Annotated in this window: 11 protein-coding genes; 7 read left to right on the top strand and 4 right to left on the bottom strand. The window is 41.0% G+C overall.

Going from position 1 to position 15,312, the window contains the following annotated elements; translation table 11 throughout:
• Positions 1–88: 88 nt before the first annotated feature.
• Positions 89–280 carry a cold-shock protein gene (locus JWR23_RS13650; protein ID WP_299500130.1) on the top strand — a complete coding sequence of 64 codons (192 nt, stop codon included), beginning with the start codon at positions 89–91 and terminating at the stop codon, positions 278–280.
• 194 nt (positions 281–474) lie between these two features.
• The gene (locus JWR23_RS13645; protein ID WP_299516722.1) at positions 475–840 is read left to right on the top strand and encodes a response regulator; all 366 of its coding nucleotides are present in this window, start codon (positions 475–477) and stop codon (positions 838–840) included.
• A gap of 67 nt (positions 841–907) precedes the next feature.
• Here the strand turns inward: JWR23_RS13645 and JWR23_RS13640 are convergent, their stop codons facing one another.
• Positions 908–3,907, bottom strand: a complete 3,000-nt coding sequence (locus JWR23_RS13640; protein WP_299516721.1) for an outer membrane beta-barrel protein — start codon at positions 3,905–3,907, stop codon at positions 908–910.
• A gap of 291 nt (positions 3,908–4,198) precedes the next feature.
• Between JWR23_RS13640 and JWR23_RS13635 the strand changes: the two genes are divergently transcribed.
• Complete coding sequence (locus JWR23_RS13635; protein ID WP_299516720.1) at positions 4,199–4,915, top strand: pyridoxine 5'-phosphate synthase; 717 nt, start codon at positions 4,199–4,201, stop codon at positions 4,913–4,915.
• Between the two features lie 196 nt (positions 4,916–5,111).
• Positions 5,112–8,021 carry an aminomethyl-transferring glycine dehydrogenase gene (gcvP, locus tag JWR23_RS13630; RefSeq protein ID WP_299516719.1) on the top strand — a complete coding sequence of 970 codons (2,910 nt, stop codon included), beginning with the start codon at positions 5,112–5,114 and terminating at the stop codon, positions 8,019–8,021.
• A gap of 99 nt (positions 8,022–8,120) precedes the next feature.
• Here gcvP and JWR23_RS13625 read toward each other — a convergent pair whose 3' ends face one another.
• Positions 8,121–8,816 carry a hypothetical protein gene (locus JWR23_RS13625; RefSeq protein WP_299516718.1) on the bottom strand — a complete coding sequence of 232 codons (696 nt, stop codon included), beginning with the start codon at positions 8,814–8,816 and terminating at the stop codon, positions 8,121–8,123.
• A gap of 43 nt (positions 8,817–8,859) precedes the next feature.
• On the opposite strand from JWR23_RS13625, the gene JWR23_RS13620 reads away from it, so the two are divergent.
• The 3 genes from JWR23_RS13620 (at position 8,860) to JWR23_RS13610 (ending at position 13,348) form a co-directional block, all read left to right on the top strand.
• The gene (locus tag JWR23_RS13620) at positions 8,860–9,171 is read left to right on the top strand and encodes an antibiotic biosynthesis monooxygenase (RefSeq protein ID WP_299516717.1); all 312 of its coding nucleotides are present in this window, start codon (positions 8,860–8,862) and stop codon (positions 9,169–9,171) included.
• A gap of 71 nt (positions 9,172–9,242) precedes the next feature.
• On the top strand, positions 9,243–10,487 hold the full coding sequence (locus tag JWR23_RS13615) for a carboxypeptidase-like regulatory domain-containing protein (protein ID WP_299516716.1): 1,245 nt from the start codon (positions 9,243–9,245) through the stop codon (positions 10,485–10,487).
• A complete protein-coding gene (locus JWR23_RS13610) occupies positions 10,484–13,348 on the top strand; it encodes a carboxypeptidase-like regulatory domain-containing protein (protein ID WP_299516715.1) in 2,865 nt (954 codons plus the stop codon). Before JWR23_RS13615 ends, JWR23_RS13610 begins: the two co-directional genes overlap by 4 nt.
• Positions 13,349–13,454: 106 nt before the next feature.
• Here the strand turns inward: JWR23_RS13610 and JWR23_RS13605 are convergent, their stop codons facing one another.
• Positions 13,455–14,474, bottom strand: a complete 1,020-nt coding sequence (locus JWR23_RS13605) for an asparaginase (RefSeq protein WP_299516714.1) — start codon at positions 14,472–14,474, stop codon at positions 13,455–13,457.
• 40 nt (positions 14,475–14,514) lie between these two features.
• Positions 14,515–15,282 (bottom strand): TatD family hydrolase, encoded by a 768-nt coding sequence (locus JWR23_RS13600; protein ID WP_299516713.1) that lies wholly within the window; start codon positions 15,280–15,282, stop codon positions 14,515–14,517.
• Positions 15,283–15,312: the final 30 nt, after the last annotated feature.

The raw sequence follows: 15,312 nt of genomic DNA, 5'->3' as shown, positions 1-15,312 counted from the left end.
AAAAGTTACATTGCAAAACATTAAGTGATAATCTTTTATATTGCTTTAGAGAAATTTAAAACTATCTTTAGCACTTTAAATTAAAAATATAATGCAAGGAACAGTAAAATTTTTCAATGAAAGCAAAGGCTTCGGATTCATTGTACCAAGTGACGGTAGCAGCGAAGTTTTTGTACACGCCTCAGGCCTTATCGACAATATTCGTGAAAACGATAGTGTTACCTACGATGTAGAACAAGGTAAAAAAGGGGTAAATGCGGTGAATGTAAAAGTAAGCTAACGCTATCATAAACAATCGTATCAAGCATCCGTCATTTTGACGGATGCTTTTTTATACCCTGATTTTAGAATTTTATCCGCGCAACGGGCCTATTATAAGTTTTAAAAATTATTATTAAAGCTATAATGTCATAAACAAAAACATTTGCTCATTGTTATCGTTATATATGGCTTCACACTTTACCATTTTAGTACATGAATAACGATAAGCGTAAGATCATTATATTTGATGATGATGAAGATATCCTATCCATTTGCAATTATATTTTAGAAGAACAGGGATGGGAAGTACATACTTTTACAGATTGTAATGGCATTACCGATAGAGTAGCGGCTATTATGCCCGATGTTATTTTGATGGATAACTGGATACCTGATGCCGGCGGCATTATTGCTACCCAGACCTTAAAAAAGGTAAATGATCTTAAAAATATCCCTGTTATTTACTTTTCGGCAAATAGCGATATCCAGCTCCTGGCAAACCATGCCGGTGCCGAAACTTATTTAGCAAAACCTTTTGACCTGCAAGAGTTAGAGCGGGTTATAAACACGGTAATATAATAAAACACCTAAAAACAAAACCCCCATGCTGCTAATCAGATGAGGGTTTTGTTTTTATAGTGTAGTATTATTGGCCGCCGCCAAATCCGCCACCACCGCCACTATTACCGCCGCCGCTATTACCGCCGCCGCCACTATTACCACCACCGCCGCCGCCAAATCCGCGGTTTCCACGCCCGCCGCCATCTCTTCCGCCGCCGTCTTGTTGTGTTGGCGCCCGGCCGGCAAATTTTTGCAGGCGTAATGAGAAGGTTAGCATATAATAACGACCAAGCCTGTTGGTATTGGTTTGTACAACACTGCTACCGGTAGTACTGGTTGAAAAGCCTGTATTTTGATTAAATAAATCAATCGTTGCTAATCTTACAGTTGCCCTGTTTTGTTTCAGGAACCTGCGCTCTAAATATACGTTCAGAATATTAGGGTTGGTTACATTAAGGCTGCTTGCATAACCATAGTTATATAGCTTGCTGTATTCATAGTTAAATGTCCAGTTACCAAAATAATTTTTACCGGTTAACCCTAAAGTCAACCCCCTGATGTTTGTATTTTGATTAAATACTCCGCCCGACAAAGAGTTGTCTGTTTTACTTACAGAATAGGTTGCAATGGCCTGTGCATCAATAACATTGGTCACATCTACTCTAAAACGTGCATTAGGGCTAAGCGTAAGTGTTTTTGCAATGTTTTTTAGCATTGGTCCGGAAACGTTGTTGCTATCAACAGTTGTTGCAAAAGCAGGGGCTACAGCATAACCGGCAGCAGCTCCAAAAGATAAGGTGTATTTGCGTTCTTCCCATGGTTTTGAAATTAATCCTTGTAAGGTAGCGCTGTAATAACCATCAGTATTTAAATATTTAGTGAGGATGGTATTTTGATAACGTGACAGCTCAGGATTAGCCAACAATACCCCTTTTGTAAATTTAGGGTAAGTGATCTGGTTAGATGCAACATAATTATTAATTGATGAGTATGACGCGTTGGCAAAGAATATGTTTCCTGAGGCAATACCGAATGACTGGTAGCGCATAGAGAAGTTATTGGTAAACTGCGGTTTCAGATCAGGATTACCTTGTATTAAATACAACGCATTAGAAAAATCTGTAACGGGTTGTAACTGGCTAAAGGTTGGCTGGCTGCTTGTTCCGTTATAGTTAGCGCTAAATGATTCATTACGGGAAAAATTGTAAATATAACGAGCCGCAGGTATAAAATTAAATTGAGTAGAATGTGTGTGCAAACCGGTAGTTATTGATTGCCCGTCTAAAACAGAGGGTTGCACGCCTACACCCAAAGTATAATTGTATTTAGCAGCAATTACACGGTAGTTTAAACCAACCTTATTAGTGGTAAACGTAAAGTTGTAATTATTGCTTAACAAAGCATAATTATTAAAAGTATTAGCGGCTGATAAGGTATCTGTTTCCTTATCATTCGAAGTATATGAATGATTAAAAGTATAATTAAATTCCAGGTATGATATTTTACCAATTGGCTCCAGGTATGAAAGGTTACCCCCAACAGTTGTAGTACGGTTATTAGTATTAATTACCTGGTGGGCCGGCACGTTTGATACACCAACGGTATAAGTATTTACCGGGCTATCGTATGAAGTGGTTTGCGCAGTGTTTGCATTTAAGTAAATGCTTAAGTTACGGCGGTTAGGAAACCTGTGGTTATATAAGGCATTTACACCAAAACTTGGTGAACTTGAATTATTAACGTCAACTGTTGAGTACTTCTTTGCTACAATACCACCAACTGTATAAAGTTCATTATCTAATGATGATGAATTGGTACTGGCATAAATGAATGTGGGTGTTATTTTAAGGTAGTTAATGGTATCGGGCTTGTACTCAATATTAAAGTTAAACCTGTGATTTATAGGGTTATCTTTTGATTGCTTATCAGAGCTACTTGCAGTACCCGAGCCGCTGTTGGTTGTTAAAGATGTTGTAGTGGTTAAAGTTGAATTATCAGAGAAGCTGTAACTGCCATACACAGATGTATATTTTCCCCATTGATCGCGGTAGTTGGTGCCTATAGCATGCGCGTTGGTAATACCATCTTTAGTGCTGGCTAAACCGTTGCCGCCTCTTTGACCACCCCGGCCACCGCCGCCATTTCCACCACCGCCGCCGCCATTATTTCCACCACCACCATTGTTACCGCCACCGCCACCACCGCCAAAATTGAAGGTATTTGTATTGGTGTTATTAATATTGCCTAAAATGGTTATTTGCCTGTTGCCTTTAAAATTAAAAGCATTTACAGACCCTATATAGCGGTTGCTATTAACAACTCCCGGCGCTTTAGGTAAAAAATCTTCCCCATCACCCGCGGTAGCCTGTAAAGAATAACCGTAGTTTTTATCGGCACGTATAGTAAAATTTAATATTTTGTTGGGTTCGCCAGTTTTAACACCGGTTAAATTGGCCTGGTCTCCATAATCATCAATTACCTGTACGCTTTCTAATATATCAGCAGGTAAATTTTTTGTAGCGGCCTGTACATCGCCACCCATAAAATCTTTACCGTTAATACGCACTTTTGTTATTGTCTTTCCCTGTGTAGTAACATTACCGTTTACATCAACATCAACTCCCGGAAGCTTCTTTAATACATCTTCCACAGGTGCATTTTCACGTACCGGGTAAGCTGCAATTTTATAGTTAACGGTATCCTCGGCAAACTTAACAGGGTTAACGCCAACTATTACTACCTCTTTAAGCTGTTTGCTTTCGCTTTTTAGCATAATAGGCGGAATAGTTAGTACGCGGGCAGTATCGGTAGGTAAAAAACTAAAATGCTTCTTTACTCCTGTGTAGCCAAACGATGAAAGGTATAAAGTGAATTTATTGCCCTTAATATTCAAAAAAGAGAATTTTCCGTTAATATCGGTCATAACAGTTGTACTGTCAATATCTGTTACTATTTTAACAGAGCTGCCTGGCAATGTTTGTTTTGTAGTGTCAATCAGCGTTCCGTGTATCTCACGGCTTATTTGTGAATAAGATTTACCGGCAAAAAGAAAAAGAAGAATTAAAGGAGTAAAAATATATTTCATAAGTTTATTATGCTCGAATTATTTATAGATAATTATTAGGTTTAAAAGCAATTAGATGCAAAGGTTCAATTTATATTACAGTTAATAATTAAATTTAATACTATTGTTACATTATTTAAGGGCCGTATATTAGATAATACCACAATTGTTACATTTATCAGTCTATAAATCAATTATATCTGTTTGCAACAAGGCGCGTTTTAACATTTAACACACAATTAACACAACTAAAATTGTTTACGCTGTTAATTAACTAATATTGATATTTGCCATTTGTAAGCACATATAGCTATGACCCGATTATCTGTAAATATAAATAAGATAGCAACGTTACGCAATTCGCGTGGTGGTAATAACCCCAACCTTATACAAGTGGCCAAAGATTGCGAAAGATTTGGCGCGCAGGGAATAACTGTGCACCCTCGCCCGGATGAAAGGCATATCCGCTATAATGATGTTTTCGAACTTAAAAAAGTAGTAACTACCGAGTTTAATATTGAAGGCAATTGCCAGGAGCAAAAATTTATTGACCTGGTACTGGCCAACAAACCAGAACAAGTAACGCTGGTGCCTGATGCTTTGGGGCAAATAACATCTAATCACGGCTGGGATACTATTAAGAACCAGCAATATTTAAAAGACATGATAGCGGTATTTAAAAACACAGGCATACGTGTCTCTATTTTTGTTGACCCGGTTGTAGAAATGGTTGAAGCAGCAGCCACAACCGGAACTGACCGTATAGAATTATATACCGAGGCTTATGCCCATCAATATCTTAATGATAAAGAAGCGGCTATTGCGCCCTATATTAAAGCAGCCGAAACTGCGCAAAAAGCAGGGCTGGGCATAAACGCGGGCCATGATCTCGATTTGAACAACCTGAAATATTTTGCCGATAATATTCCGGCATTGGCAGAGGTAAGCATAGGCCATGCCCTGATAACTGATGCTTTATATTATGGATTGGAGAATACTATACAAATGTATTTAAGGCAGTTGGTTTAATTCATCATTTCTAATTTAGATTTTCGGCATACGAAAAATGCTTTTGCTTGCCAAAAGGCTCATTTTATTTTGCTTTAAACACTACTAAACAAATTTAATTTCCTATATAAAATTAAGATTAGATAATTGTTTATCAATTGATAGTCAATAGGTAAAAATGTACCTTTGCACCAACAAAATAACGGATACTTTTTTCATGACATTAAACACCGCTTACCAGGAAAAATTTGAGGGCAGGCACATAGCGCCTAATGCGGCAGATACCGCAGAGATGTTACAAACCGCCGGCGTTAAAACCTTAGATGAATTAATAGCGCAAACAGTACCGGCAAAGATAAGGCTGAAAAGCCCGCTAAACCTGCCGGCAGCTAAAAGCGAATTTACCTACCTCAATGACCTGAAGCAAACTGCATCAAAAAACAAAGTTTACCGCAGCTATATTGGCCAGGGGTATTATGATGTTATTGTGCCGGGTGTTATCCAAAGAAACATATTAGAAAACCCTGGCTGGTATACACAATACACGCCTTACCAGGCCGAAATTGCACAGGGCCGTTTACAAGCCTTGTTAAACTTCCAGACCATGGTTATTGATTTAACCGGGATGGAAATTGCCAACGCATCTTTATTAGATGAAGGCACCGCGGCTGCCGAGGCGATGTTTATGCAATACAGTCTGCGTAAAAAAGAAGAAGCCAAGGTGTTCTTTGTATCAGAAGAAGTCTTCCCGCAAACTATAGATATTTTAAAAACAAGGGCAGAGCCTTATGGCATACAACTGCAAATTGGCGACCACCGTACCGTTGAGTTAACTGATGATATGTTTGGCGCCATAGTACAATACCCTGCCGGCCACGGCGCTGTATATAATTATGCTGATTTTGCCACTAAAGGTCACGAAAAAGGCATTAAACTTACTGTAGTTGCCGATATTATGAGCTTAGTGCTCCTAACGCCTCCGGGCGAGTGGGGGGCTGACATTGTGGTAGGTTCTACCCAGCGTTTTGGCGTACCTATGGGCTTCGGCGGTCCACATGCTGCATTTTTTGCAACTAAAGAAGAATATAAGCGCTCTTTACCGGGCCGTATAATTGGTGTTACTATTGATAGCGCGGGCAACTATGCTTTACGTATGGCACTGCAAACCCGCGAGCAGCATATCCGCAGGGATAAGGCTACCTCTAACATTTGTACCGCGCAGGCATTGCTGGCTATTATGGCTGGTATGTATTCAGTCTATCATGGACCTAAAGGCTTAAAGCTGATAGCTGAAAGGATACATGGCTTAGCCGTACTTGCAGCTAAATGCTTAACGCAATTAGGCTTTAAGCAATTAAACGAGGCTTATTTTGATACCTTAAAGTTTGATCTGGGCGAATTGGTTGGTCCAATCCATGCCGAAGCTTTAAATAACGAGCTTAACTTGCATTACCAGGGCAGCGTAGTTACCATCTCTATTGATGAAACGACTTTGCCTGAAGATATAAAAACATTAGTACGCCTGTTTGCCAAAGTAAAAGGCAAAACGTTGAATGATGTTAATTTTGATGAACTGCAGACTGGTGTAACCACGGTTATTCCTGCTGATCTGCAACGCTCTTCGGCTTACTTGACACATGGCATCTTCAACACGCACCATTCAGAACATGAAATGCTGCGTTATATTAAATCGTTAGAGACCAAAGATCTTTCGCTTTGCCATTCCATGATCGCGTTAGGTTCATGTACCATGAAGCTAAATGCTACTACCGAAATGGTGCCCGTTACCTGGGCAGAGTTTAGCCGCATGCACCCTTTTGCTCCGGCCGACCAGGTAGGCGGCTACATGCAGCTATTTGATGAGCTGAACCGCTGGTTAAGCGAGATAACCGGCTTCGCGGCTATGAGCCTGCAGCCTAACGCGGGTGCGCAGGGCGAGTATGCCGGCCTGATGGTTATCCGCGCCTATCATCATGATCGTGGCGATCATCATCGTAATATTGTATTGATCCCATCATCGGCACATGGCACAAACCCCGCATCGGCAGCAATGGCGGGCATGAAAATTATTGTTGTAAAGTGCGATGATAATGGTAATATTGATGTAGCCGATCTGCAAGCCAAAGCAGAGCAATATAAGGCTGAACTTTCCTGCTTAATGGTAACCTATCCATCAACTCACGGTGTTTTCGAAGAATCAATTATTGATATCTGCCAGATAATTCATGATAACGGCGGCCAGGTATATATGGACGGCGCTAACATGAACGCACAGGTTGGGCTAACCAGTCCGGCCAATATTGGTGCCGATGTTTGCCATTTAAATCTGCATAAAACATTTTGCATACCGCATGGCGGTGGTGGCCCGGGTATGGGCCCTATCGGTGTGGCGAAACACCTGGTTCCTTATCTTCCGGGACATGCCGTGGTTGATATTGACAATGGCAAGGCCATACACGCGGTATCAGCAGCCCCATGGGGTTCGGCATCTATATTGATCATATCACACGCTTACATCGCTATGATGGGTCCGGATGGCTTAACAAACGCTACCCGTTACGCTATATTGAATGCTAATTATATCAAGGCAAGGTTAGAGAGCCATTACCCGGTATTATATACCGGCAACAATGGCCGTTGCGCGCACGAAATGATACTGGATTGCCGCTCGTTTAAAGCCTCGGGTATTGAGGTGGTTGATATAGCCAAACGTTTAATGGATTATGGTTTTCACGCGCCAACCGTATCGTTCCCGGTTGCGGGTACGGTAATGATAGAGCCTACAGAATCAGAACCCAAACATGAGCTTGACCGCTTTTGCGATGCCATGATAGCTATCCGTAAAGAAATAGCCCAGGTTGAAAATGGCTCGGCAGACAAAGCAGACAACCCGCTTAAAAACGCGCCGCATACCGTAACTGTTGTTACCGGTAATGATTGGGAGCATCCATACAGCCGCCAAAAAGCAGCTTTCCCGCTGCCTTATGTAGCGGCTTATAAATTCTGGCCGTCAGTGGGCAGGGTTAATGATACTTATGGCGACAGAACGCTGATATGCTCATGCCCGCCATTAACCGATTACGAGTTTGAAGAAAGCGAAGTAACAACTCCCGAATACGGAACATAATCGATGTGCAGATATGCAAATACGAAGATGTGCAGATGATTGAATAATTGTCTGCACATTTTTTTAGTATGTTATGGTATGAGGCGCAAGGTGAGACTATTACCGCCCCGCACGATTTCCAACAACATATTTTTCTGTATACCTGTTAAATTCCTCTTCTGATATAATCGGGTTTAGTTGCATAGCTAACAATATACGGGTTAAAAGCTCCCAGCTCTCTACAGTCGCATACATAGTTGCACCAAAACGTCTAATGCGTTCCTGGTTCGCCATCATCTGTTGTTTTAAACGGCTGTATATTTCAATAGTGGTAAGGCTATCCACATCTTTTACAGGCTTAAGTGTGCTAAATTTATCGTAATACGCTTTACTGAAATAAGTAAGGGTAAAACGCGCCCCGGGGTCAAAATTCAATTCCTTACACTCCTCAAGCGATGTATGCGAATGTGTTTCGTATGCAACATTTAGCTTTTCACCGTCGGGCAATAATTTATACCCAACCAATGCATAGGTATTGCCAATGCGCGATCCTAACATACTTACTTTATGTTCTGTAACTACTACATAAATACTAAACCCGTCTTGTTTGCGTAAAAAATAAAGCTTTTGCTTCATCTCTGGGTCGGCGGGATAAGCATCATACCTGGTATTTTGAGTGTATAGGGTATCGTTCTTTATTTGTATGATAAATTTTCTTTTAAAGCTTGGGCAGTAGAACGCTTTACCTATAAAAGGCGGCTGGGCGAAGGCTATTAATTCGGCCATTACTAAAACTAACAGGAAAAGTCTTTTCATTCTCAAATATAGCGACTAAATTTATCCCTTAAAGTATAAAACTATGATCGCCCAAACCCCACAAACCCCCTATTACGCTGTAATATTTACTTCGATAAGAACCGAAGGCGATGACGGCTACGCTGCTATGGCAGACGCTATGGACAAGCTGGCCACTCAACAGGAGGGCTATCTCGGCATTGAATCGGCACGGAACGAAATAGGCATAACCGTGTCCTACTGGCAATCGTTAGAGGCGATAAGAAACTGGAAAGCTAATGCCGACCACCTGATGGCGCAAAAATATGGCCGCGAAAAATGGTATGCAAGCTATAAGGTACGCGTTTGCAAAGTAGAGCGCGATTATGGGTTTTAATCGCCCCGTCTAATTTATATAATCAGATCTATCCCCCCTTTTTTCATTATTAGCGTATTTATCATATAAATATGAAAATACTGCTTTGCCTTATTTTGTTTTTTGCCTGCTTTGAAACAAGGGCACAGCAATACTATGCTATAAATGGTATAGTAAGTGACGAAAAAGGAAAAGCCATTGCAGGTGCAACCGTTTTTATAACTAATTCAAAACATGTTACGGCCACTAACGATGAAGGAAAATTCAGTTTCAGTAACATACAAGCCGGATCTTATGAAATAGTTATTAAAATGCTGGGATTTAATCCCGCCATTCAAAACATAACCATAAAAGACAAACCGATCAGGCTATCGGTTACCTTAACCGAAAGTAACATTACGCTTAATACCATCAATATAACTGCAAACAGAAATACTACATCGGCGGCAGAAAGGGAAAACTACCTGGCGGCATTTATGAAATTTTTTATCGGCGAGACTGTTAATTCGCAGGCTTGCAAAATATTAAACCCCAGCGTAATAACTTTTCATTTTGATAAAGATAAAAAAATCCTTCGCGCAAGCGCAGATGAGTTGCTGGAGGTAGAAAATAAAGCGCTGGGGTATAAAATTAAATACCTGCTTACAGATTTTGAACTCAATAATGAGACCGGCATGTGCACCGTAGGCGGTTCGCCTTATTTTGAAGAAATGAGGGGCGGTTTTCCGCAACAACGGGAATGGAACGTTAAAAGGCGATTAGCTTACCTAAGTTCCGACAGGCATTTCTTTAATGCGGTAATGGACAATAGAGTGACTGAAGAAGGTTTTATAGTTTATAAAATAATAGATAAGCTTATCTATTTTAGTGAAAGAGGAAAAGATGATTTTTTAATCCACGCTTATGACACGCTTAAGTTTACCGGGATTCATGTTTTACATATTGATTCGCTATTTGTTCCGGATAGTAAAGACGCAAAAACACTGGTATCATCCCGTAAAATAGTTGGCAAGGACACATTTGGAATAGCGGCCCTTTATATAGTTTATACAGGCGCGAAAGAATCGCCATTGTTTTACAAAACAGGTGGCCCGCTTAAACTTTTAAACGTTGCACTTTCTCCATCCCAAAAAATAAAACCAAAGCAAATATCACAAATACAGCCCCTTGCCAATAAAATAACGATTGACAGAAACAGTGGCCTGACGCCTGTAAATGCTTTTAAATATTCGGGCTATTGGGCTTGGCTAAAAATAGCAGACTTAACACCATTGGATTATAGTATTGACCCCAGCGATGAACAACGCACTGTTAATAGTTTAGAAAGCATAAAATGAAAAAGTTTGTAATCATATTAGTATTTGTTTTGTTATCCATTACTGTTATGGCCCAGGTAAACAGCGGCTTGTTAACTACGCTATCGTCCATAGCTGGCATGCGCGACCGGATGCCGATTGAAAAGCTGTATTTGCAGTTAGATAAACCTTACTACGCTTTGGGCGATACCCTACGTTTTAAAGCTTACCTGATGAATGCCGACTTTTTAAAGCCATCAATTAAAAGCGGGTTGCTGTATGTCGAGCTGGATGACAACACCAATAAATGTATAAAACGTATTATGGTGCCGGTAGCATCGGGACTGAGCTGGGGCGATATCGCGCTAATTGATAAAGACTTTCCCGAAGGAAGTTATACCCTGCGTGCCTATACTAACTGGATGCTGAATTTTGGCGAAGATTATGTGTTTAAGAAAAGCATAAATATATCCGCATTAAGCGGCTCTACGCTGGTCAAAGCAGTATTTAAAGCCGATAAAGGAAAGATACAGGCTAACCTGCGGTTTACGGGATTAGACAAGTCGCCTTATAGATTGAAGGATATGCAACTACGGGTAATGAATGGTAAGCATAGCCTATTCAAAAACACAGTTAGCACCGGCATGGATGGCAGTATGGATGTAAACTTCGATCTGCCCGAAAATGTAAGTATAAAAGATATTTCCATACAGGCGCAGGAAATAAAAAAAGGAGTTGGGTTAATAGCACAGGAAGCAGCTACTTTAGTTATACCCGTAACTTTAAACAGACCCGAGAATACCGATGTACAGTTTATGCCCGAGGGGGGTAATATGGTTAATGGTATTAATACAAGGGTTGGCTTTAAAGCGATAAGCGAAGATGGGAAAGCAGTTGATATCAGCGGTAAGGTATTTAACAGCAAAAATATTGAAGTAGTTACTTTCAAATCAACCCATAAAGGCATGGGCAGTTTTGAGCTGACCCCTGTTGCCGGAGAAAGTTATAATGCTAAAGTTACCCTTGCGGGGAATATTGCTAAAAGCTATCCATTACCTGCCATTAATACAACCGGCACTACATTGCGTATAGAAGCTAAAGAAAAAGAACTGGAAGTAAGCATAAACGCAACGCCAGACGTATTAAGCTCAACAAACACTTACTACCTGATAGCACAAACAAGGGGCCTGATATGCTACACCGCAGCCATCAGCTTTAAAAATGGGCCGGTTAAAAAAACAATCGGTAAAGACCTGTTCCCTACCGGGATAGCACATTTTACTTTGTTTAATAGTGCTAATCAGCCTTTAAATGAACGGATAGCTTATATCAGTCATAATGATAATTTGCAGATAAGCGTAGCTGCCGGCAAGCCCGTTTATTCAATCCGGGACAGCATCGCGTTAGCCATAACCGTAAAAGATAATGCGGGCAAACCCGTTAGGGGTAATTTCTCTTTAGCCGTAACCGACGATTCGCAGGTGCGGGCAGATAGCATCGGAAGTAATATCATCAGTAACTTATTAATGACATCAGACCTTAAAGGAACCGTTGAAGAGCCGGGCTGGTATTTTGAAAAGAATACACCCGAACGTATTATTGCCTTTGATAACCTGCTGCTTACGCAGGGTTGGGTGGGTTATGATTGGAAGGCGATATTCGGCGCTAAGCCGCCACAACCCCAGTTTGCTGCCGAGCCGGAATTTATTGTGCAGGGTAAGGTGACCAATATATTTAATAAAGGAGTAGAAAAAGCGGGCATGGTACTCTTTTCGCGCAAGCCTGAATTTGTAAGGGATACGGTGACAGATAAAGATGGCAGGTTTACATTCAGGAAACTATTCCCTATTGATACCGCCGAGTTTAAAATACAGGCCCGGAATAGAAGCGGCAAGAGCTTTAATATAGGAATTGAGGTGAATACGTTTATACCGCCAAGGTTTAAACCAAATGGATTGATTATGTCCTGGTATGTAAATAGTGATACCGTATCACTAAGTAACTCGGCAACCAAGGCGGCTCAACAGCACGCGCAGGCTATTTTGAAGGGCGAGGGGCATATGCTGAAAGAGGTAGTGATCAAAGAAAAGAAGATCGTTAAAGAATCGCATAACCTGAATGGGCCCGGCGAGGCCGACCAGGTGTTTGACGAGCAGGATCTTTTGAAAGCGGGTAAAATGACGCTGGGCGACCTGTTAAAAGAAAAGGTGAAAGGGTTTAATGTTGGGCCATTCGACATCGATGCGCCGCTTTTTGATAACGGCATGACGAACCAAAAACCTAAGATAGATATTAAATCAAATCCCCGAAAAAGAGTTAGTTACCGAATTAATGAAAAAGAAATGCGCCTGATAATTGACGGGACAGATGTGGACCAAATAGATGGCTATGACACGGGAGACACGCCCACCGGTCGATTCATTTTTATAAAACACTTCATGGATTATTTTTCTGCAGAAGATATTAAAGGGATAGAGGTAATGTTTAATTCGGCTTATAATAGTTCGTATGGCATTCAATTTTTAGGGAACGGACTACTTGCCAGTACTAAATATCCACATGTATGGGATTGGGGCTTTATAGAAATAACCACCCGCAGCGGCAAAGGGCCATTTATGAAAACTACAACCGGCACCTATCTGTACAAGCCCCTGCCTTTTACCCTTGCCAAACAATTTTACCGCCCGCGGTATACCATCAAAAATGCAATTATCGCTATGGGTACAGACCTGCGCTCTACTATCCATTGGGCGCCAAGTGTGGTTACTGATAAGGAAGGTAAAGCTACCGTATCATTTTTTAGTGCCGATAAACCTGCCAATTACACGCTTATTTTAGAAGGCACAGACTTAACCGGCGCCTTTGGCTACAACAGGGAGAAAATAAAGGTGAGTAAGAAGTAGTATTAAAAATATTCGGCTTTGATGGTGACACTGTTTTGCCAGTGTATACGGGTGTATACAGTGTATATGGTGTATACGCTTACCGTATACACATACACTTTACTATTTAGGATACAGTTAACTCGCCGCGCAGGTCAACCTCCATCAGGCGTTTTACTTCTTTAACATCATCAACCTGGCCCAGCAGGTACATCATTTTGGTTACGGCTGCCTCAAAGGTCATATCATAACCATTGGCTACGCCAATATCTTTTAATATTTTGCTGGTTTCATATCGGCCCAGCTCCACCGTACCCACTTTACATTGCGAAATATCTACTATCACTTTACCGCTGTCTATCGCGTTTTTAAGCATATCAATAAACCAGCTATCGGTAGTAGTATTGCCCGCGCCAAAGGTTTCCATTACAATGCCCCTTACATCGGCACCCAAGATGCTTTCTACAACTTTTGGGCCAATGCCGGGATATAACTTAAGCACACCCACATCATTCACTAAATTTTTATGGCTGATGAGCGGCGCGTCGGCAGGCTGCCTTATATCATTCACACTAAAACGAAGGTGTACGCCAGACTCGGCCAGTATAGGGCAGTTTGGCGAACGGAATGCTTCAAACTTGGATGAATTATATTTAAATGAACGGTTACCCCTGAATAGTTTATAATCAAAATAGATACAAACCTCGGGTACGCGAGCGCGGTCGTTCTTTTTAGCATTGGCAATTTCGATGGCGGTCATCAGGTTTTCCTTCGCATCGGTGCGTATGGCACTAATAGGCAACTGCGACCCGGTGAATATTACCGGCTTGGCCAGATTTTCCAGCATAAAGCTCAAGGCCGATGCTGTGTAGGCCATGGTATCTGATCCGTGCAGAATTACAAAACCATCAACATCATCATAATTAGCCTCAATTAATCCTGCAAGCTCACTCCATATCTGGGGATTCATGTTAGATGAATCAATGATCTCCTCGAACGAGTGAACTTTAATTTTACAATTAAGCTTTTCTAATTCGGGCACATTATCCATTATCTGCTCAAAGTTAATGGGCTTTAGTACCTTGGTTACAGGGTCGGTCATCATACCTATTGTACCACCGGTATAGATGATGAGTATCTGGCTCATTAAATTGGGATTATGCTAAGTTTTAAATTCTTCCTGTTGTTCACGCACCAAATATTTGTTTTGAGTTAGCTGTTGTTATATTAGCTACAGTTTGTATATCTGTTTGATAAACTTCGGCCACTTTTTGAGCAATATAGATCAAATAAGAACTTTCATTGGGTTTACCCCTGTGTGGAACGGGGGTAAGATACGGAGAATCTGTTTCTAAAACGATATGGCTTAAATCAATTAAAGGTAAAATTTTATCTAAACCGGCATTTTTATACGTAACCACACCGCCTATCCCTAAATAAAAGCCGAGGCTAATAACCTTTTGGGCCTGTTCTGCAGTACCCGTAAAACAATGAAATATTCCACGTAAATTTTCATCCCGCTCTTGCTCCAATACTTCAAATACCTCATTAAAAGCATCGCGGCAATGAATAACTATAGGCAGCTTAAGTTCTTTTGCCCAGGCAATTTGCTGTTTAAATGCTTGTACCTGTATACCAAGCGTTGTTTTATCCCAATACAGGTCTATACCTATTTCGCCTATGGCATATATTTTATGTTGTTGTTTGCTTTCGCGGATAGTGGCCAGCTCATCTTCCCAACCATCCTTTACAGAACAGGGATGTAACCCCAGCATTGGAAAGCACATGCCGGGATAGGCGCTTACCAGGTCATACACCTGCGCAACAGAGGCCGCATCCACATTTGGTAAAAATAGCCGGTCGATACTATTATCCTTACACCGTTGTATAAGCGCTGCCCGCTTTGAGCTATCTTGTTCATAATATAAATGGGTGTGCGTATCTGTTAGTATCATACTGCAAAATTAAAAAGCCTTCCGGTTTAT

Source organism: Mucilaginibacter sp., assembly GCF_028288205.1.
Classification (GTDB): Bacteria; Bacteroidota; Bacteroidia; order Sphingobacteriales; family Sphingobacteriaceae; genus Mucilaginibacter.
This window is presented reverse-complemented; position numbering and strand designations above follow the sequence as displayed.

Excerpts from the sequence above, each read along its gene's own strand:
- JWR23_RS13645 (WP_299516722.1), top strand. The coding sequence starts at position 475 with ATGAATAACGATAAGCGTAAGATCATTATATTTGATGATGATGAAGAT.
- JWR23_RS13640 (WP_299516721.1), bottom strand. The coding sequence starts at position 3,907 with ATGAAATATATTTTTACTCCTTTAATTCTTCTTTTTCTTTTTGCCGGT.
- JWR23_RS13635 (WP_299516720.1), top strand. The coding sequence starts at position 4,199 with ATGACCCGATTATCTGTAAATATAAATAAGATAGCAACGTTACGCAAT.
- gcvP (WP_299516719.1), top strand. The coding sequence starts at position 5,112 with ATGACATTAAACACCGCTTACCAGGAAAAATTTGAGGGCAGGCACATA.
- JWR23_RS13625 (WP_299516718.1), bottom strand. The coding sequence starts at position 8,816 with ATGAAAAGACTTTTCCTGTTAGTTTTAGTAATGGCCGAATTAATAGCC.
- JWR23_RS13620 (WP_299516717.1), top strand. The coding sequence starts at position 8,860 with ATGATCGCCCAAACCCCACAAACCCCCTATTACGCTGTAATATTTACT.
- JWR23_RS13615 (WP_299516716.1), top strand. The coding sequence starts at position 9,243 with ATGAAAATACTGCTTTGCCTTATTTTGTTTTTTGCCTGCTTTGAAACA.
- JWR23_RS13610 (WP_299516715.1), top strand. The coding sequence starts at position 10,484 with ATGAAAAAGTTTGTAATCATATTAGTATTTGTTTTGTTATCCATTACT.
- JWR23_RS13605 (WP_299516714.1), bottom strand. The coding sequence starts at position 14,474 with ATGAGCCAGATACTCATCATCTATACCGGTGGTACAATAGGTATGATG.
- JWR23_RS13600 (WP_299516713.1), bottom strand. The coding sequence starts at position 15,282 with ATGATACTAACAGATACGCACACCCATTTATATTATGAACAAGATAGC.